Source organism: Parabacteroides goldsteinii (assembly GCF_020091425.1).
Classification (GTDB): domain Bacteria; phylum Bacteroidota; class Bacteroidia; order Bacteroidales; family Tannerellaceae; genus Parabacteroides; species Parabacteroides goldsteinii.
Genome location: NZ_CP081906.1, coordinates 773,409 through 791,008 on the forward strand (window position 1 = coordinate 773,409; position 17,600 = coordinate 791,008).

Below are 17,600 nucleotides of genomic sequence, written 5' to 3' on the forward strand. Positions count from 1 at the left end.
GTTTGAGATATGATGAAGATTAACCTTATTGAGTATTTTGAAAGTACGGTAAAAAAATATGCTGATAAAGTTGCCGTATGGGATAAGGAGCGCCATGTAACTTTTGCTGGTCTTGAAAATTATAGTAAAGCTTTAGCCTGGAAAATAGTTCGGGATAAGGGAATAATAAAAAAGCCAGTAGCTGTTTATCTGAATAAGAGTATCGAGAGTGTCTATGCAGATATGGCGATTATTTACAGTGGTAATTTTTATATGAATCTGGATGTAAAGACTCCGGCAGAAAGAATAAAAAATATACTGGAGCTTATACAACCTGCAACGATTATTACAAATAACCAGTTTGAGAAAAATATAAAGGATGTGATTCCGGCTGGTATTGACGTGATTAATCTGGATTCGGTGATATGGGATGATATAAAATGTGATGATAAAATCTTGTTGCAACGTTTAGAGACTTTGATTGATACCGATCCGCTTTGTATTATCAATACTTCCGGTTCGACAGGGACGCCCAAGGGAGTCGTATTGAATCACCGTAGTTTCTTCGACTTTATAGAATGGGCACAGGAAGAATTCGGTTTTACGGATCATGAGGTCGTCGGCTCTTTGTCGCCTTTGGTTTTTGATATTTATAGTTACGAATTATGTCTTCTGATGTCCCGGGGAAATACAATGGTATTGATCCCGGATAATCTTTCGGCTTTTCCGGTAACTATTCTGAAACTTTTGGAAGAGAAGAAAGTTTCTTTTATATTCTGGGTACCGACCATTATGGTCAATATCGCTAATATGGATTTATTGAGTCAGATACAGTTGCCTGATTTGAAATTATGCTGGTTTGCCGGAGAGGTATTTCCGACGAAGCAATTCAACTACTGGCATCGTAAATTGCCTCATGTCCTGTTCGCCAATTTATACGGACCTATCGAAATCACGCTGGATTGTACCTATTTTAAAGTGGAACGTGAGTTAAAGGATGAAGAACCTATTCCGATCGGATTTCCTTGTCGTAATACGGATATTTTGATTTTGGACGAAAATAATCAACTGGTGTCGGAAAAACATCAGGAGGGCGAATTGTGTGTCAGGGGTACTTCGCTGGCCATGGGGTATTATAATAATCCGGAAAAGACGACTGCTGCTTTTGTTCAGAATCCTTTGAATAAAGCTTATCCGGAGATTATTTATCGTACCGGTGATATCGTATTTATCAATGAACTTAGTGAGATCGTGTTCAAAGGAAGAAAAGATTCGCTGGTAAAACATTTGGGATACCGTATTGAGTTGGGAGAAATCGAGCATGTGATTATCAATAAATTGAAGTTGGTAAAAAACGGATGTATCGTTTATAGTTTTGCACGAAAAGAGATTACGCTGTTTTATGAAACAGAAAAGAAATTAACGGTTGCAGAATTCCGACTGGCTATTGGCAAAGAATTACCGAAATATATGATACCTACAGTTTACTATTGCTTAGATGAATTGAAGCGTAATACTAATGGTAAAATAGATCGTTTATATTATAATGAACAAGTTAATAAATAATGAATATATGGAACAGCGCATTTTAGAAATTGTAAATATAGTTTTAGAAAATCGTTCAAAAACAAAAGTAAGTAGTTTGTCTCCTAACGATAAATTGAGAGATACTTTGGGGTTTGATTCATTAGATTTGGCTGAATTGACTGTGAGGATAGAAGATGAATTTGGAGTAGATGTTTTTGAAGATGGCTTGGTGAATACTGTTGGAGAAATTTACTCAAAATTAGGATAGATGTCAGTTTTTTTAAAGGATTTTGATAAGATCTATTTGTATGAAGAATTACTTTATTATATAAATAATTCTTCATTTTATAAACCTTATTGTCAAACAATTGATCTGTATGAATTTTTTACAAATTTATTATTAGGGCTTGTTTCTAATTCTCCTTTGGTTTTATTGGATGCAGATTTGAATCCATTGGAATTAGCAGAATTGAAAGTGGAGGAAGTTAATAAGGAGAAGTTCATTGTAAAAAAGCAATTTGCGACATTAATAGATTTAGTTGCAGCTGTTAAAACATCGTTTTCTGAAATAATAATTTTCACATCAGGAACAACGGGGCAACCTAAACAGGTACGTCATACCATTCAAACCTTGACTCGTTCTGTGAGAATAGGTGAGTTTTATCAAGGGCAAGTGTGGGGATTTGCTTATAATCCAACTCATATGGCGGGATTACAAGTGTTTTTTCAGGCTTTTGAAAATTTGAATACGTTAGTGAACTTGTTTAATTGTAGCCGTTTGGAAATAAATGATTTGTTAAAGTCGGAAGGAATTACACATCTTTCTGCAACTCCAACTTTCTATCGTTTATTATTACCTATAGAGAAGGTTTTTGAAAATGTACAACGGGTTACTTTAGGCGGAGAGAAATCCGATCAGAAATTATATGGTTTTATTAAGCGATTGTTTCCTTATGCAAAAATAAATAATGTCTATGCATCTACAGAAGCAGGATCTTTGCTTGCTTCTAAAGGTGAATATTTTCAAATTCCGGAAAGTTTATCTGATAAATTTAGAGTGGAAAATGAAGAGTTATTGATACATAAATCATTATTAGGAAAGTCAGAAAGTATTCAATATTATGGGGATTATTATCGAACCGGAGATTTGATAGAATGGATGGATGAAAAAAAAGGAATATTTAGATTTAAAAGTCGTAAGAATGAATTGATCAATATTGGAGGTTATAAAATCAATCCGGCAGAAGTGGAAGATGTTTTACTTCAGATGGAAGGTATGCAGCAGGCTGTTGTTTATGGAAAGCCAAATTCTGTATTAGGACATATATTGTGTGCGGAGTTAAAGGTGTTACCTGGCGTAATTTTAACAGAACTTCAGGTTCGCCGATATCTTCAAGATAAATTACAGGATTTTAAAATACCTCGTCGGATAAAGTTTGTAGAACAGTTTTTATTAACACGTACAGGTAAAATTAAAAGATGAATATATTAGTTACAGGTTGTTCCCGTGGAGTCGGGTTAGAAATATGTCGTGTTTTATTGGAACAAGGACATACTGTTTATGGAATAGCTCGCAGTTATACAGATGATTTAAAAGTTTTAGCGGTGCAATATAAAGACAAATTGCTATTTAAAAGTCTTGATTTATCTGATACTACAGGAATTTATCAACAACTTTTTAAGGAGTTTATAACTAATCAGATCGTTTTAGATGGGGTTGTGAATAATGCAGCTATGGCCTACGATGATATCATTACAAATCTTAACTTGGAAAAGTTGACAGCTATGTATGCTGTGAATGTTTTTGCACCAATGATGATAACAAAATATGTAATTCGGAATATGTTATTACACCATAGGAAAGGTAGTATTATTCATATTTCTTCTATCAGTGTACATACGGGATACAAAGGGTTAGCAATGTATGCTTCCAGCAAAGGAGCATTAGAAGCTTTTTCTAAAGATACGGCTCGTGAATGGGGAGAATTGGGAATTCGCTCTAATGTTGTAGTGCCCGGATTTATGGAAACAGAAATGAGTTCAAGTTTAACAAAAGAACAAAAAAATAGGATATATAAACGTACATCTATGAAACAGGCGACTTCTATTCATTCTGTTGCAGAAACTGTTGTTTTTTTGTTATCGGAAAAAGCATCTAGTATAACGGGACAAAATATTCATGTTGATAATGGAACAATCTAAAAAGTTAAATATTAAACAATACGAAAAAGAATCAGTCCGTTCTTCAATTATTAGAGCTCTTTCTTTAAAACCTCATTATTCGAATTATTATGGTCAACAATTGGATGAAGGAGATGATTATATAGAGACTGATTGTTCTTTGGTTTTGAGAAAAAAAGAAAAAGGATTTTATAGAATATATATAATGTCAATATCACAAAATGATGTTGTTGATATTCTAAAAAAATACCAGATGTTAATATATTTAATATACCAACGAAAGATGACATTTCAATATGGTGTGATTTGTTGGAACAGGCTGGATATGAGAATATATCAATGTATGAACGGTATTATTATAAAAAAGTAAAAGTTCGAAAAAATATCCAAGAAATAAATTATGCAAAACCAAATCATTTAGATGTAATATATTCTTTGTTTCATTCTCACTTTTCTTTATATACGGATTATTTACCTACTAGAGAAGAATTAGCAGATTTGATAGATAGAGGATATGTAATTGTAAATTATTTAGATGGTGATATTTGTGGGGCTTTTGTATATAATTTAGAAGGGCGTAAATGTTATCTTAGAGCTTGGTATGATAAAAGTGAAAATGGTTTGAAATTACTATTTGATATATATTGTATCATGCATTCTAAAAATATTTCTTATGCCTATTTTTGGGTAAATAGTATAAATACAAATGTGAAAAAAATTCATGAATTATTAGGCGCAGTTCCTGATGGTTTAAAAGATTATACATTTAAAAAAAAATAATTATGAAAGAGAAAATCGTAAAAATATTATCTGAACTTCGCCCGGAGTTTGATTTTAATGAACCTTTGAATTTTATTGAAGAAGGAATGTTAGATTCTTTTGATGTGATAAATCTTGTAACAACTTTGGATAGTGAATTTAATATATCTATAGATGGAATAGATGTTCTACCAGAGAATTTTTCTTCAGTAGAAAGAATAGAGACATTATTAAGGAAAAATGGAGTAAAAGTATGAGGCTGAAATTTTATAATAAAAAAATTACGGGAATTTTAACCGTGTTGCCATCAAAAGAAGTTTTATTTGAGGAGGAGATGGAAAACTACAATTTTTCCATAGCTAAATCAATGAAATTGAAAATGGCTATGGGGTATAATAAGCATCGAATAGTGGAGGATGGGGTATGTGTATCAGATTTGTGTGTACATGGTTTAAAATACCTTTTTGATAATGCGATGCTTTGTAAAGATGATATTGATGCCTTGTTGTTGGTCACTCAGTCGCCAGATCATTTTATGCCGGCGACAAGCAATGTAATACAAGGAAAACTAGGTTTAGGTACGAATGTTTTTTGTATGGATATAAATCAAGGTTGCTGTGGGTTTATCATTGGTTTGATAGAAGCTTTTATGCTTTTGGAACAGGAAAGTATCAATAAAGTAGTACTATTAAATGCGGATGTTTTAAGTCGTAAAGTATCAAAAAGAGATCGTAATAGTAATCCTTTGACAGGCGATGCGGCAACTATAACTATTGTTGAGAAAAGTGATTTATCCTCTACTATTCATGGCTTTCTGAAAATGGATGGCTCTCGTTCTGATGCCTTAATGATTCCTGCAGGAGGTTTTCGTTTACCTGTTACGGAAGAGACAGGAAGGATGGTTGAAGATGCTTCAGGTAATTTTCGTTCACTTGAAAATTTGGTAATGAAAGGTGATGAAGTGTTTAATTTTGTTCAACGTGAAGTGCCATTTATGATTGAGGGTTTATTACTAGATGCAGGATATTCAAAAGAAAATGTTGATTGGTATATGTTTCACCAGCCCAACCGTTTTATGTTGCATAAATTGGCGGATAAATTAGGTGTTCCACATGAAAAAATGCCTTCTAATATAGTAGAAAATTTTGGAAATTCTAGTGGAGCAACTATCCCGACTAACATTAGTTTTAATCTTGGAACTCGTTTGAAAGAAGAACGGTATACTTTTTGTCTTGCAGGGTTTGGTGTAGGATTGACATGGGGAGCATTGCTTCTGGATATAGGAAATCTGAGTTTTAATGATATTATTTATTTTTAAAAGAAAAATGTATATGGAAAAAATGAAAGAAGAATTAGCAGAGTTGCTAGAAGTAGACGAAATAGTAGAGGATGAAGTTTTGGCTGATTTTGAATGTTGGGATTCTTTAACTGTTCTTTCTATTATAGCCTGGGCTTCAGAAAATTACGGAAAGACACTTTTGGCCAAGGATGTGAATAGAGCAGAAACAGTTGGAGGACTTTTAACATTATTGAAATGATGGTGTCTAATCCGTTAGATTTGACAGGACGGCGTTATTTAATTACAGGTGCTGCCTCTGGTATAGGAAAGGCAACCTGTATCCTTCTATCTCGTCTTGGGGCAGAATTATTACTTGTAGATATTAATCTCGATGGTTTACAAGTGACACAGCAGTTATGTAATAACCGAACATTTCTGTTGTCAATAGATTTGACTGATACGGAGTTGATGAGACAAAATATTTGTGAGGCAGTTATGGATTTTGGCACATTGAATGGATTTGCACATATTGCAGGTCGTCCATATATTACTCCTTTGAAAGGTGTAAGTGAAAAAGTCTGTACAGAAGTTTATAAGTTAAATGCTTATGCGGCAATAGAATTAGCAAAACTTTTTACAAACCGGAGAATATATGCAGGGAAAAACGGATCTGTGGTTTTGATATCCTCTGTTTATGGAGTGGTTGGTTCGGCTGCTAATGTTGGTTATGCAATGAGTAAATCAGCTATTATTGGAATAACAAAGGCTTTAGCTATGGAGTTTGCTTCTAAGAATATCAGATTTAATTGTATTGCTCCTGGTTTTATTCGTACTCCAATGATGGATGCGAACATAAATTCCTTTGATCAAAATTATCTTGATACATTAAATCGTTTACATCCTCTTGGATTGGGAGAGGCGGATGATATAGCTAATGCTGTGGCTTATTTGTTTTCTGATATGGCTAAATGGGTTACCGGTTCGGTTATGCATGTGGATGGAGGTTTTACGGCTCAATAAAAAGTATGGAAAAAAAGACGTGTATTTTGATTACAGGTGCTTCTTCCGGGATGGGGAGGGAGATGGCTATTCGATTTTCAACTAATTATTGTGTTATATTAAACGGTCGTGATTCTAGACGTCTAGAAGAAACTCGTCAATTATGTATAAACCCAACAGAACAATTGATTTGGCAATATGACCTGTCAAAGGTTGATGATTTGGAAAACTCTTTTGTTGCATTTATGGCAGAACATCAAATACGAGTAAAGTATTTTGTGCATTGTGCGGGCTTTATGAAGATTTATCCATTAAAAATGGTTACGGCTACACTTTTTCAAGAAACATTCAGTATTAATGTGACTGCTGCAGCTTTGTTAGTGAAGGCTTTGATAAATCGGAAAATTAATGATACAGCTCTAAATAGTGTTGTTTTGATTTCTAGTAACATTAGTAATTTTGGAGCTAAGGCATTTTCTGTTTATGGTGCTTCGAAAGGTGCTGTTGATGCATTAATGCGTTCACTTGCTGTGGAATTGGCTCCTCGGGTTCGAGTTAATTCAGTTTTACCTGGAGGGGTTCGTACAGCAATGACAGAGCATATGTATCAGGATCAAGAATTGATTAATCGGATGGCTACTGCTTACCCATTGGGGTTAGGAGAAGTAGGGGATATTTATGAAGCAGTGCATTTTCTATTATCAGATAGGGCAAGATGGGTGACAGGGTAGCAATTTACAGTGGATGGTGGGCGAACAATCAATATTACAGGTTGATATGGCATTAGAAATTATTCGAATAGTTAATAAGCCAGTTACTTCAAATTGTTTTGTTCTTTATGACCTAGCAATAAATAATGATTGCTTGCTTATAGATCCGGGAAGTGAGTATCCTGATGAACTTGAACATTTTCTCACAGAATTAAATCTTTTTCCAAGATATATTTTGTTGACTCATGAACATTTTGATCATATTTGGGGGTGTAATTTTCTAATTAAGAAGTATCATTCGCAAATAGTTTGTTCTGTTGCTTGTTCTGAGGCCATACAGGATGCCAAAAGAAATCATTCTTTATTTTTTAATCAAAAAGCATTTAAAGTTCCAGCAGCAGATATATATATAGATAATCTGAAAGATGGTTGGAATTGGAATGGTCGAAATATAATATTTTTTGTTGCTGAGGGACATACGAATGGGGGGATTTGTATTAAAATAGGAAATTGTTTGTTTACAGGGGATACACTTTTGAAAGATCTTAGAACAGTTACGAAATTATTTTGTGGTTCTAAAGAAAAGCTATCTATGACCATTGAAAAAATAAAAAAGCTACAAGGAAAAAAATATCATGTATTTCCTGGTCATGGTGAAGATTTTGATTTGGATGGTTATGATTTGAATAAAGCTTTATGAATATGAAGGATATAGTAATATTTGGAACAGGTGCAGTTGCGGCAGAGATCACATCTCAATTAGAAGATAGCGATTGGGGAATAAATGCAGGGGTTAGGATAAAAGGTTATGTCGCATCTGATGGGGTTGGATTGATACATTGGAAAGAATATAAATATAAGGCTCCTTATTTAGGTGAATTTTCCGATTATAAAATAGAAAAGGATGATTATTTTGTATTGGCATTAGGAAACTATAAAGTTAAAAGAATAATTGTTGATGAAATTAAAGATAGAGGAGGAAAGTTTATAACATTAATACATCCTACAGCAATAGTTGCTAATACAGCTATTATTGGTGAAGGAAATATACTAGATCCTTTTACTATAATAGGACCAAATGTAAAATTAGGTGATTTTAATTTACTGACATCTCAGTCTATTATAAGCCATGATAGTATTGTTGGGAATTATAATTTTTTTGCAACATCTTTATTGTGTGGATATAATCATGTTGGAGATGATAATTTTTTTGGGATAAGAGCAACTACACAACCTGAAATATCAATAGGAAATAGGAATGTGATTCAAGCAGGTATGATTGTAGATAAAAATTTAGAAGATGATATGACTGTTTTTTATCGTTATAAAGAAAGGGTGATAGCTATTCCTAGAGAGTCATAGATGTTATATGAGAATGATCTTGTTCGATCGAAAAAAGTTTAATTGTTGTGATGATATGAAATCTAAAATTTGGCTCTCATTAGCTCATATGGGAGGAAAAGAGTTAGAATATATACAGGATGCATTTAACACCAACTGGGTTGTCCCTTTAGGCCCCAACGTAAATGCATTTGAAAAAGAGTTAGCGGACTATCTTAAAGATGATCGACACGTGGTCGCATTGTCTGCCGGTACAGCCGCCCTTCACCTGGGCCTTATCGAACTAGGTGTGCAAGCAGGTGACGAAGTCATCTGCCAGTCTTTTACTTTTGCCGCTTCAGCCAATCCGATAGCATATCAGTCAGCTACTCCGGTCTATGTAGATAGCGAACAGGATACCTGGAATATGAGTCCATTATTTTTGGAAGAAGCGATCAAAGACCGTTTGCGTAAAACAGGAAAACTTCCGAAAGCAATTATCCCGGTTCATCTATACGGCATGCCTGCAAAAATGGATGAAATTATGACTATTGCTTCTCAGTATGGAATACCCGTTTTGGAAGATGCTGCTGAAGCTTTGGGTTCTGAATATAAAGGACGGAAATGTGGTACTTTCGGAGAATTTGCTGCATTATCGTTCAATGGGAATAAAATGATTACGACTTCCGGCGGTGGCGCTTTAGTTTGTTCAACGGAAGAACAAGCCAAACGAACGATGTTTTATGCTACCCAGGCCAGAGAGAATGCTCCACATTACCAGCATGAATGTATCGGATATAACTATCGTATGAGTAATATTTGTGCCGGGATCGGTAGAGGACAGATGTTTGTACTGGATGAACATATAGCACGGCGTAGGGCAATACATCAGTTGTATACGGATTTATTGAAAGATGTTCCGTGTATTACGGTTCAGCAAAATCCATCGGAGGATTTCAATTCGAACTTCTGGCTGACCTGTATTTTAGTAGATTCGGAAAAGGCAGGCTTTAGCCGTGAAGATGTCCGGTTACATCTGGCAGATGAAAATATAGAAACACGCCCTTTGTGGAAACCCATGCATCTGCAACCGGTGTTTAAACAATCACCTTTTTATGGGGACGGGACATCGGAGAGATTGTTTGATAAAGGGCTTTGTCTACCTTCTGGTCCGACACTGACGGATGATGATATTTGCAGGGTGGTGGATGAGATAAAGAGTTTAGCAAAATAAGCTATCCATATTTTTGTATAAACAGAAAGTCTGCTATTTCCACCCTTTTGTGAAAATAACAGACTTTTTTGCTCATCCGATCAATAATTTATAAAGACTCCCGATCACTCCGAAAGCCATCAGACTGTAGCCGGCAATCTCTATGGGTTCTACATGGTGTTTGTCTCCCCAGTCTCCCTGGGTGAGAGCGAGAGTATCGCTCCAATACAAGTCAGGGTCACTTCCGTCTCCCGCATCAGAAGGGAGAGAAGGCTCAGGAGGAGCAGGCATAGGATCAGGACAGGGGCAGTCACCGGCTGCCGGTTTTTGCTTGCGGGGAAAGATGATCCGGGCAAGCTGGGTGAGGAAGGCGAGGATCGTTTCAAGGTACTTCATTGTTTTGATAGTTAAATTATAGAAAAAATTGAGTTATCTGTTTATAGTGACGGGAGTAACCAATTCCCCTCTTGAGAGGGGAGCCAGGTACAACCGGTCAATAATCGGATAGTTCAAATTTGATAAGATATGAACCTAATTCGCTATCGCTTTTTCGATTGTCCGACTGATTGAGACCAGCATTCGCCGGTAGGCTTCGCGGTTGTCGCCGTTTACTTCGCTGATGTATTTGCTGTAACCGATTTTGAGGGCAAAGGCAGCTGGTTGGTAGCTGACGTCGGCCGCATCGGTGTAGGCGTGGCGGATCAGGCGGGCATAGTCCATGAAAGAGTGTAACGGGTCGGGATAGGTGCGGAAGGAGAGGGAATTGGTGCTTAGTTGCACGGAGGTCCCGGTCCACCAGACGTTCTTTTTCCCGTAAGCGGTGATACCGAAAAAGTTATGATGCAGCAGGCAAAGATCACTTTGTGCCCAACCGGTTTCGATAGCCGCTTGTGCCAGGATAACAACCGGATTGATCCGGAAAGCTTCCCCGGCCTTTTGGGCCAGGGGAAGATACTTGGTGATAAAATCCTTTTTTGACATGATAAAGAATAATTATTTCATTTGCCGATATGCCAATGTGCCAATGGAAATACCAACTGTTATTATCAATTGGCATATTGCCTTATTAGCACATTGGCAAATTATTTCACTCGATTTCCGGTCTGTCGCTGCCACCTTCTCCGTTCTTTTCTTCCGGGTCGGAGAACGGGTCGAGACGGTCGTAACTGGCTTCGGAGATCAGCTGGCGTAACATGGCACCGGGAGTGAAGACGATGCGAGGTTTCTTGAACATCATAGGGTCGAAATCTTTCAGGGTTTTGGATCCTTTGCTGCCGGCTACCATACGGAAATTGCCGAATTCACCCATCTGGATCACATTACCACTCTCGAGCAGCATGCAGAGAACATAAATCAGACCGTCGATAACCAGCTCTACTTCACCGGCTTTGGCGGTGCAGTAACCGGATACCAGTTTACACAGTTTTTTGAAAGAGGTCTTTTCCATCGAGCGGATCTGACCGTAATACAATTGAGCGCCTTGGGCGGCCCCTTTGCTCATGTCCTTTTTGAGGACGATTCGATACTTTAATGGCATAGCTTTTTAATTGAAAATTGATAATTGAAAATTGAAAATTATTGGTGGATTCAGGAGGGGATTAACCGGTGTTTTCCCTTGAATTCATTACAAAGATACGGTGGGGACATAGGCTGAATGATCCGAATGGGACCGAACGGGCATTTAGATGCATTTTTTGTTGAATTTATTTGATTATATAGTTGTTATATCCGAATTTATGTGTATATTTATAGGGTAATAAAACAACTTAAAATCATCTTATTATGGAAGAACTATTTCAACAAAAAACTTTTGGATGGCAGGAATTGGCTATCCTTTATGCTCCAGGATTAACACCCCATTCAGCCTCGAGAAGACTTACACGTTGGGTAATAATAAACAAAGAATTGTACGATCGTCTGATTCGTTCAGGATGGATTAAAGGAACTCGTATCTTGTCTCCTTTACAGGTCGCAATTATTGTGGATTTTCTGGGCGAACCATGATGTTTGCATATGTAAAAAAAACAATTGTTTTTGATTTTGAAAACAACTGTCTTTACTTGCAAATACAATTGTTTTTGTAACTGAATACAATTGTATTTTGTTTAACCAATCAATTTTAATAATCGAAACGCATAAAAAGAAAGACTCTCTTTTCTTTTATTCTTATATATAATGTAGGGATTTGACAACCATCCGGCAGGAGGTAGTGTATAGGGCTGATTTACTGTGTTTTATGCGTGACAAACAAACGGCATTATGGAAATGGCTGAAAATGAGAATATTTACACGGATGTTAAGGCCTTGATGTATTTTGGAAAATCCTATTTGAAAGTACCTCGTGTAATAATAGAACGGATGTTTGCATCCGATAATAGTGAACGTATGATCGGAATAGTGCATTGGTTGTTATTTTGTTTGTGCAATTATGCCGACGGCTATGTGTCGATCAAAGGAAAACAAGAAGTTTGCCATAGAGGAGAATGCATCATCTCTTACGAAAAGTTGGCCCGGTTAATGATGGTAGATAGCCGTTCGGTCAGAAGGTATGTCCACTCGCTGGAAAAGGAATCTTTGATAGAAGTGAAACGGGTAGCAAACTGTATCTGCTTCCGTGTTTGTGGTTATGACTCTTTTACGGCTTCGGATGTCCCTGCGGAAATACCGCAAGAGAGTAAGAGAACCAGAGTGACTAAAAAAACGGTTGAGCCGGATGCGATAGCTTTGCGAAGAGAGGAAGCCGAGTTGAAGATAAGTCATGGGAACGTACCCCGTACCGACCTGTTAAAAAGTTGCTATGAGTATGGAAAAGAATGTAATTGAAAGAGCTTTGCTCTGTTCGCTGTTTCTGGATCAGGTGGCGATTCTTGAGGTGGTCGGGTTGTTGCGTCCGGAGATGTTTTCCGATCCGGATCATGGGTTTATTTACGAAGCGTTTACCGATCTGTTTAACCGTAATAAACGGCCTGACCTGATCCTGGTGGAAGAGGAAATGAAAAAGAAAGACCCGGAGCGTTACGTGAAGATGGGAGGCATGGCGTACTTGTCGGATGGAATGGAGACGGTTCGCCTGGAACATAACGCTGTAGAGTATGCCCGCGAAATCCTTCATCATTATCTGCTGGGGTGTATGCATAAGCTGTTTGTACAAAAAGCATCGGAATGCCTGCAATACGGTATGGACTACCTGAAAGTGATAGAAGACTGCGAGCGCGATTTGCTACGCTTGCGTATGGATAATTCAGAATCGGATTCGCTTCTGCCGCTTAGTGAAGTGATGAAGTTGTCTATAGACGATCATCTCGACCGGATGAGCCGTAAGGATGATTCGGTGCGTATGCTGACCGGAATCAACGGGTTGGACGGACTGACGGGAGGACTTTACCGGAAGGAAGTGCTGGTGCTGGGCGGTCTTCCGAGTGACGGTAAGACGGCGCTGGCGATGTTTATGGCAATGAATATGGCTCGCCAGGGTAAACATGTGCTTCATTTCAGTTTTGAAATGACGGGCGAACAGACTGCCGCCCGTTTTTTTGCCGGTTATGCCGGTGTGGAGGCTGCCCGCCTGCGTATAGGAGGACTTCGTGAGGGGGATATCGATCGGATGAGACGGTATGCTGCCGGTATGGAAAAAACGCCTTATTATTTTACGAATGTTTCTTCTATGAGCCTGGATGCGTTGCGGGCGGAGATTATGCTCCGGAGCCGTAAAGGTGAATGCGATGTTGTAGTGATCGATTACTTGCATACACTTGCTCCATTGACGAAAAAGGGTGAGACACAAGAGTCTGTGATCCGTCATACGATTACGGTATTGAAACGTATTGCCGTAGAGGCTAATTGTGCCATGCTGGTGGTTTCGCAGTTGAATCGTGAGGTGTTGAAGCGTTCCGAGAATGGGTTTGTCCCGATAATGAGCGATTTGCGTGATTCGGGTGCCATTGAATTTGTAGCGGACTGTGTGGTGATTATCGGTTGTCCGGAACGTTTCGGGAAGAATACGGCCCAATGCGGGTCGAATGCCTCCCGCCTGATCAAGTTGTATGTCCTGAAAAATCGTAACGGATCGACAGGTATTGCCGAGGTATACAGGAATGATACTTATACGTCTTTTGTGAATCCGGGTGGTAATTTACATTTTGAGGACTGATGAACAGGTTGGAGATCACATCATTCAAGGAACGGGTCGATCTGGTAAAGGTGGTCGGCCATTACTTGACCCTCGAAAGGAAAGGGACGGCTTATCTGGGTTTGTGCCCTTTCCATGACGATCATCATCCTTCGCTTCGGGTGGATCCGGCAAAAGGGGTATACCACTGTTTTAGTTGCGGGGCCGGAGGAGATGTCTTCCGCTTCGTACAGGAGAAGGAGGGATGTGGCTTCGGTGAGGCGGTCCGTCTTTGTGCGGATATCTGCCACTTGCCTGTTCTCGCACTTGATGCGGGATCGCAAAAACACAGGCCGGATAAGCAACCGGTTGAAAAGGACAGTTCCCTTGCAGTCCCGCATCAGGTACGGGAACAGGTGCCTGCTCCGACGGTTGAAATGAATGAACGTTACGGGCAGACGTTACTGCCGTATGATCCGGGGATGGAAGAATTGCGGGAGACCTATGCTGCTTTTGAGGTTGGGATTGCTCCGGCTATCGTGTCTGAAGCCTGGAAGTTTACCCGTGGCCGGATTGTTTTTCCGATCCGTAATGCGGTGGGAGAGTTGGTTGCTTTTGCAGCACGTTATCAGGGGAATTTGCCTGCTAAGAAAATCCCCAAATACATAAACAGTTCGACCAGTGCGATTTATAAGAAAGATGAATTGCTTTACGGCTGGCACCGGGCTGTGTCGAAGGTTTGTGAGACGGGAATCGTTTTTTTAACCGAAGGATACAAAGATACGTTGGCGATGCATGCGGCTGGTTTTAGCAATACGGTTGCACTTTGTGGCACGAATTTGTCGGAGCATCATATCGCTATGATCCGGAAAGAGGCTGTTACGGTTTGTCTTTTTCTGGATGCCGACGAGGTGGGAAGGGAAACGGTTACGGGGGTAATGCCCAAACTGCGCAGTGCCGGTCTCCGGGTGGTGGATATATTACCGGAAGGCGGTAAGGATGCGGATGAGATGTTCCGTTCGTTGGGGCGCGAAGCCTTTATCCATTGGGTAGAAAAGGCGATGATCCCTCCGGCGAGACGGAAAGTGGAGTCGCTCTTGGTTGCTGCCTGCCACCGTTGGCCGGATACTTTATGCCTGACGGAAGAAGGGGAAGAGGCCCTTTATGTGGATAATATCCGGAAAATACTATCTTCTGACGATTTGTTACCGGCTGACAGCCTTGTTCCCGCGCTCGACGCGGAACCGCAAAAGGACCGACCGGAAACGAAAGAACTGGATAACCTGTATGCTTTGCATACCGATTCATCGCATAGTGACCGGGTGCGTCGAAGTGAGTTGGTCCGCCATCTTTTTCTTAATTATCTGGAGGTACGCCTGGTCGACCGTGTCCGACAAAATCTCCACCGTTTATCCCGGACTTTTGCCGATGAAGAGTCGCGTGTCCTTTTGTTATCTGATTTACAGTATCAACGAAATTATTTAAGCAGCGTCTCCCGCGAATTGGGCAGGAGATGATTAGCTTCTCATTTTATATCTGAAATAAATGAAAATTGTATCTAACTTAATCCTTTTGGGAAGCATGTGTATGCTCCCTTTAACCTCTTATGCTCAGTTTACGAAAGGGCTGAGTTATCGGGCGGAGACTGGTGTCAGCTTCAGCGGAGGCGAACATACCCCTTTCTGGCTGACGGCAAACAAGCAGGGGCTTTCGTCTATTGAAAAGAATAACGGGTATCTGCGTGCCGGTGTTTTCCGGGAGTTGGAAAAGGATAAACCTTTCTCGTATGCTTTCGGGGCGGATCTGGCTGTGGCTTATAATTTTACTTCGACTTTTGTGGTGCAACAATTGTATGCGGATTTGAAATATCGTTGCCTGGGGTTGAGCATCGGAAGTAAGGAGCGGTATAGCGAGTTCAATAATCCGTTACTGAGTAGCGGTGGACTGACATTTTCGGGAAATGCGCGTCCGATTCCGCAGGTTCGTATCGGTATTCCCGAATATACGCTCGTTCCGGGAACAAAAGGTTGGTTGGCTTTCAAAGGGCATATTGCCTATGGTATGTTTACGGATGACGGCTGGCAGAAAGATTTCGTAGCTCCGGGCGGTAAACATACGGAACATGTGCTTTATCATTCCAAAGATTTATATGTGAAGATCGGTAACAAAGAGAAGTTTCCTTTGATCTTTGAAGGAGGGTTGGAGATGGCTGCTCAATTCGGGGGAAATGCGTTTATAGGAGGAGGGAAGATCGATATGCCGAATGGGATAAAGGATTTTTTCAAAGTGTTTATTCCTAGCGGGGGAGATAGTAGTACACCAACAGGAGAGCAAACGAATATTTATGGTAATCATTTAGGGAGTTGGAATTTCTCACTGACCTGGTATGCTCCGAAAGATTGGACAATCCGTCCTTACTATGAACATTATTTTGAAGACCATTCGCAGATGTTCGGAGAATATGGCTGGAAAGACTGTCTGGCTGGAATGGAAATTACTTTTCCGAAGAATCCGGTGATCAGTGGTTTTGTTTATGAGTATATTTCTACAAAAGACCAGACGGGGCCTGTTTATTGGGATCATACTCCGGAAATACCGGAACAGGTGAGTGGTGCGGATAATTATTATAATCATGGTATTTATACCGGTTGGCAGCATTGGGGGATGGGAATCGGCAATCCGCTGGTTATGTCTCCTATCTATAATGCAGATGGTGATATAAGTTTTAAGAGTTCGCGTATACAGGGACATCATTTCGGGATCATGGGAAATCCTTGTGCCGATTTGCAATATCGTATCCTTTTTTCCGTTACACGTAATTGGGGTACTTATAGTTTGCCTTTTTATGAGATCAAAAAGAACGGAAATGCTTTAGCTGAATTGAAATATACTCCCCACCAATTGAAGGGTTGGGATTTTACCGCTTCACTAGGAATAGACCGGGGAGCGATGTTGGGTAAAAGTGTTGGTGGCATGTTAACAATCAGAAAAACAGGATGGATACGATGAAAAGATATATAATGGGTGCGTTGCTACTGTTGATGGCTAGCGCTTGTGGGAAAATGCCGATTAATGGCGACTTGGATGGTCGCTGGCAGATTATGAAGATAGAATATGCGTCCGGCGTGGAAGAGGTTCCGGAACGTGCTTATTACAGCGTGGCTTTGCATACGATTAATTTGATGAAGGTTGATGTCAGTAATCAAACGGGCAATATGGAATATACCGGAGATTCCTTGTTTGTAGTCATGCCAATCAGTAAAGTTGAAGACTTATTGCCATTTGGCATGAACGGAACGGAGCAACGCTTCGGCGTCAAAGAATTAACATCGAAGCATCTGGTTCTGCAATCGGATTATGCCCGATTGGAGTTCAGGAAGTTTTGATTCAGAAATTATCAGATATGAGCTATTTGTGTCTTTTTAATGGGGTTTTGCCCCATGCCGCAGGCTCTCTTTTGCCGTCAGTTTCAACTGACGGATAGATAATCTTTCCGGTTTTACCGAATTCCTCTGTGGGTTTCAA

23 protein-coding genes are annotated in these 17,600 nt (G+C 39.4%); 20 read left to right on the forward strand and 3 right to left on the reverse strand.

What is annotated here, in order from left to right; genetic code table 11:
- The first annotated feature begins 9 nt into the window (after nucleotides 1-9).
- From K6V26_RS04130 to K6V26_RS04195, 14 genes are read left to right on the forward strand one after another with little or no spacing between them, the layout of a single operon-like run.
- Nucleotides 10-1,545, forward strand: a complete 1,536-nt coding sequence (locus tag K6V26_RS04130) for an AMP-binding protein (protein WP_224264658.1) — start codon at nucleotides 10-12, stop codon at nucleotides 1,543-1,545.
- 7 nt (nucleotides 1,546-1,552) lie between these two features.
- Nucleotides 1,553-1,774 carry an acyl carrier protein gene (locus K6V26_RS04135; protein WP_195438225.1) on the forward strand — a complete coding sequence of 74 codons (222 nt, stop codon included), beginning with the start codon at nucleotides 1,553-1,555 and terminating at the stop codon, nucleotides 1,772-1,774.
- Nucleotides 1,775-2,989, forward strand: a complete 1,215-nt coding sequence (locus K6V26_RS04140) for an ANL family adenylate-forming protein (RefSeq protein WP_224264659.1) — start codon at nucleotides 1,775-1,777, stop codon at nucleotides 2,987-2,989.
- The gene (locus K6V26_RS04145; protein WP_195438227.1) at nucleotides 2,986-3,708 is read left to right on the forward strand and encodes an SDR family NAD(P)-dependent oxidoreductase; all 723 of its coding nucleotides are present in this window, start codon (nucleotides 2,986-2,988) and stop codon (nucleotides 3,706-3,708) included. The genes K6V26_RS04140 and K6V26_RS04145 overlap by 4 nt, the downstream gene beginning before the upstream one ends.
- The gene (locus K6V26_RS04150; RefSeq protein WP_224264660.1) at nucleotides 3,695-4,057 is read left to right on the forward strand and encodes a hypothetical protein; all 363 of its coding nucleotides are present in this window, start codon (nucleotides 3,695-3,697) and stop codon (nucleotides 4,055-4,057) included. Before K6V26_RS04145 ends, K6V26_RS04150 begins: the two co-directional genes overlap by 14 nt.
- Complete coding sequence (locus tag K6V26_RS04155) at nucleotides 4,027-4,467, forward strand: hypothetical protein (RefSeq protein WP_224264661.1); 441 nt, start codon at nucleotides 4,027-4,029, stop codon at nucleotides 4,465-4,467. Before K6V26_RS04150 ends, K6V26_RS04155 begins: the two co-directional genes overlap by 31 nt.
- Nucleotides 4,468-4,469: 2 nt before the next feature.
- On the forward strand, nucleotides 4,470-4,703 hold the full coding sequence (locus K6V26_RS04160; protein WP_195438229.1) for an acyl carrier protein: 234 nt from the start codon (nucleotides 4,470-4,472) through the stop codon (nucleotides 4,701-4,703).
- Nucleotides 4,700-5,764, forward strand: coding sequence for a 3-oxoacyl-ACP synthase III family protein (locus K6V26_RS04165; RefSeq protein WP_195438230.1), 1,065 nt, complete (start codon nucleotides 4,700-4,702; stop codon nucleotides 5,762-5,764). The genes K6V26_RS04160 and K6V26_RS04165 overlap by 4 nt, the downstream gene beginning before the upstream one ends.
- A gap of 13 nt (nucleotides 5,765-5,777) precedes the next feature.
- On the forward strand, nucleotides 5,778-5,984 hold the full coding sequence (locus K6V26_RS04170; RefSeq protein ID WP_195438231.1) for a phosphopantetheine-binding protein: 207 nt from the start codon (nucleotides 5,778-5,780) through the stop codon (nucleotides 5,982-5,984).
- A complete protein-coding gene (locus K6V26_RS04175; protein WP_224264662.1) occupies nucleotides 5,981-6,745 on the forward strand; it encodes an SDR family NAD(P)-dependent oxidoreductase in 765 nt (254 codons plus the stop codon). Before K6V26_RS04170 ends, K6V26_RS04175 begins: the two co-directional genes overlap by 4 nt.
- 5 nt (nucleotides 6,746-6,750) lie before the next feature.
- On the forward strand, nucleotides 6,751-7,455 hold the full coding sequence (locus K6V26_RS04180) for an SDR family NAD(P)-dependent oxidoreductase (RefSeq protein WP_224264663.1): 705 nt from the start codon (nucleotides 6,751-6,753) through the stop codon (nucleotides 7,453-7,455).
- Nucleotides 7,456-7,501: 46 nt separating this feature from the next.
- Nucleotides 7,502-8,134 carry an MBL fold metallo-hydrolase gene (locus K6V26_RS04185; RefSeq protein ID WP_195438233.1) on the forward strand — a complete coding sequence of 211 codons (633 nt, stop codon included), beginning with the start codon at nucleotides 7,502-7,504 and terminating at the stop codon, nucleotides 8,132-8,134.
- A gap of 2 nt (nucleotides 8,135-8,136) precedes the next feature.
- Nucleotides 8,137-8,796, forward strand: a complete 660-nt coding sequence (locus tag K6V26_RS04190) for an LbetaH domain-containing protein (protein WP_224264664.1) — start codon at nucleotides 8,137-8,139, stop codon at nucleotides 8,794-8,796.
- Nucleotides 8,797-8,851: 55 nt separating this feature from the next.
- The gene (locus tag K6V26_RS04195) at nucleotides 8,852-9,988 is read left to right on the forward strand and encodes a DegT/DnrJ/EryC1/StrS family aminotransferase (RefSeq protein ID WP_224264665.1); all 1,137 of its coding nucleotides are present in this window, start codon (nucleotides 8,852-8,854) and stop codon (nucleotides 9,986-9,988) included.
- 72 nt (nucleotides 9,989-10,060) lie between these two features.
- Here the strand turns inward: K6V26_RS04195 and K6V26_RS04200 are convergent, their stop codons facing one another.
- The 3 genes from K6V26_RS04200 to K6V26_RS04210 form a co-directional block, all read right to left on the reverse strand.
- Nucleotides 10,061-10,363 carry a hypothetical protein gene (locus K6V26_RS04200; protein ID WP_224264666.1) on the reverse strand — a complete coding sequence of 101 codons (303 nt, stop codon included), beginning with the start codon at nucleotides 10,361-10,363 and terminating at the stop codon, nucleotides 10,061-10,063.
- Nucleotides 10,364-10,498: 135 nt separating this feature from the next.
- Nucleotides 10,499-10,948: a glucosaminidase domain-containing protein gene (locus K6V26_RS04205; RefSeq protein WP_224264667.1), complete on the reverse strand. Its 450-nt coding sequence runs from the start codon at nucleotides 10,946-10,948 to the stop codon at nucleotides 10,499-10,501.
- Nucleotides 10,949-11,054: 106 nt separating this feature from the next.
- Entirely contained in the window at nucleotides 11,055-11,504 is a 450-nt protein-coding gene (locus K6V26_RS04210) for an HU family DNA-binding protein (protein ID WP_007657245.1), read from the reverse strand.
- 245 nt (nucleotides 11,505-11,749) lie between these two features.
- Between K6V26_RS04210 and K6V26_RS04215 the strand changes: the two genes are divergently transcribed.
- From K6V26_RS04215 to K6V26_RS04240, 6 genes are all read left to right on the forward strand, one after another.
- Nucleotides 11,750-11,971 carry a DUF4248 domain-containing protein gene (locus K6V26_RS04215; protein WP_007657246.1) on the forward strand — a complete coding sequence of 74 codons (222 nt, stop codon included), beginning with the start codon at nucleotides 11,750-11,752 and terminating at the stop codon, nucleotides 11,969-11,971.
- Nucleotides 11,972-12,226: 255 nt separating this feature from the next.
- Complete coding sequence (locus tag K6V26_RS04220; protein ID WP_044215160.1) at nucleotides 12,227-12,790, forward strand: hypothetical protein; 564 nt, start codon at nucleotides 12,227-12,229, stop codon at nucleotides 12,788-12,790.
- Entirely contained in the window at nucleotides 12,771-14,117 is a 1,347-nt protein-coding gene (locus tag K6V26_RS04225) for a replicative DNA helicase (RefSeq protein WP_154278081.1), read from the forward strand. Before K6V26_RS04220 ends, K6V26_RS04225 begins: the two co-directional genes overlap by 20 nt.
- Entirely contained in the window at nucleotides 14,117-15,592 is a 1,476-nt protein-coding gene (locus tag K6V26_RS04230; protein ID WP_224264668.1) for a CHC2 zinc finger domain-containing protein, read from the forward strand. The genes K6V26_RS04225 and K6V26_RS04230 overlap by 1 nt, the downstream gene beginning before the upstream one ends.
- Before the next feature lie 28 nt (nucleotides 15,593-15,620).
- Complete coding sequence (locus K6V26_RS04235; RefSeq protein ID WP_224264669.1) at nucleotides 15,621-17,084, forward strand: capsule assembly Wzi family protein; 1,464 nt, start codon at nucleotides 15,621-15,623, stop codon at nucleotides 17,082-17,084.
- Nucleotides 17,072-17,461 (forward strand): lipocalin-like domain-containing protein, encoded by a 390-nt coding sequence (locus K6V26_RS04240; RefSeq protein ID WP_317197526.1) that lies wholly within the window; start codon nucleotides 17,072-17,074, stop codon nucleotides 17,459-17,461. Before K6V26_RS04235 ends, K6V26_RS04240 begins: the two co-directional genes overlap by 13 nt.
- Nucleotides 17,462-17,600: the final 139 nt, after the last annotated feature.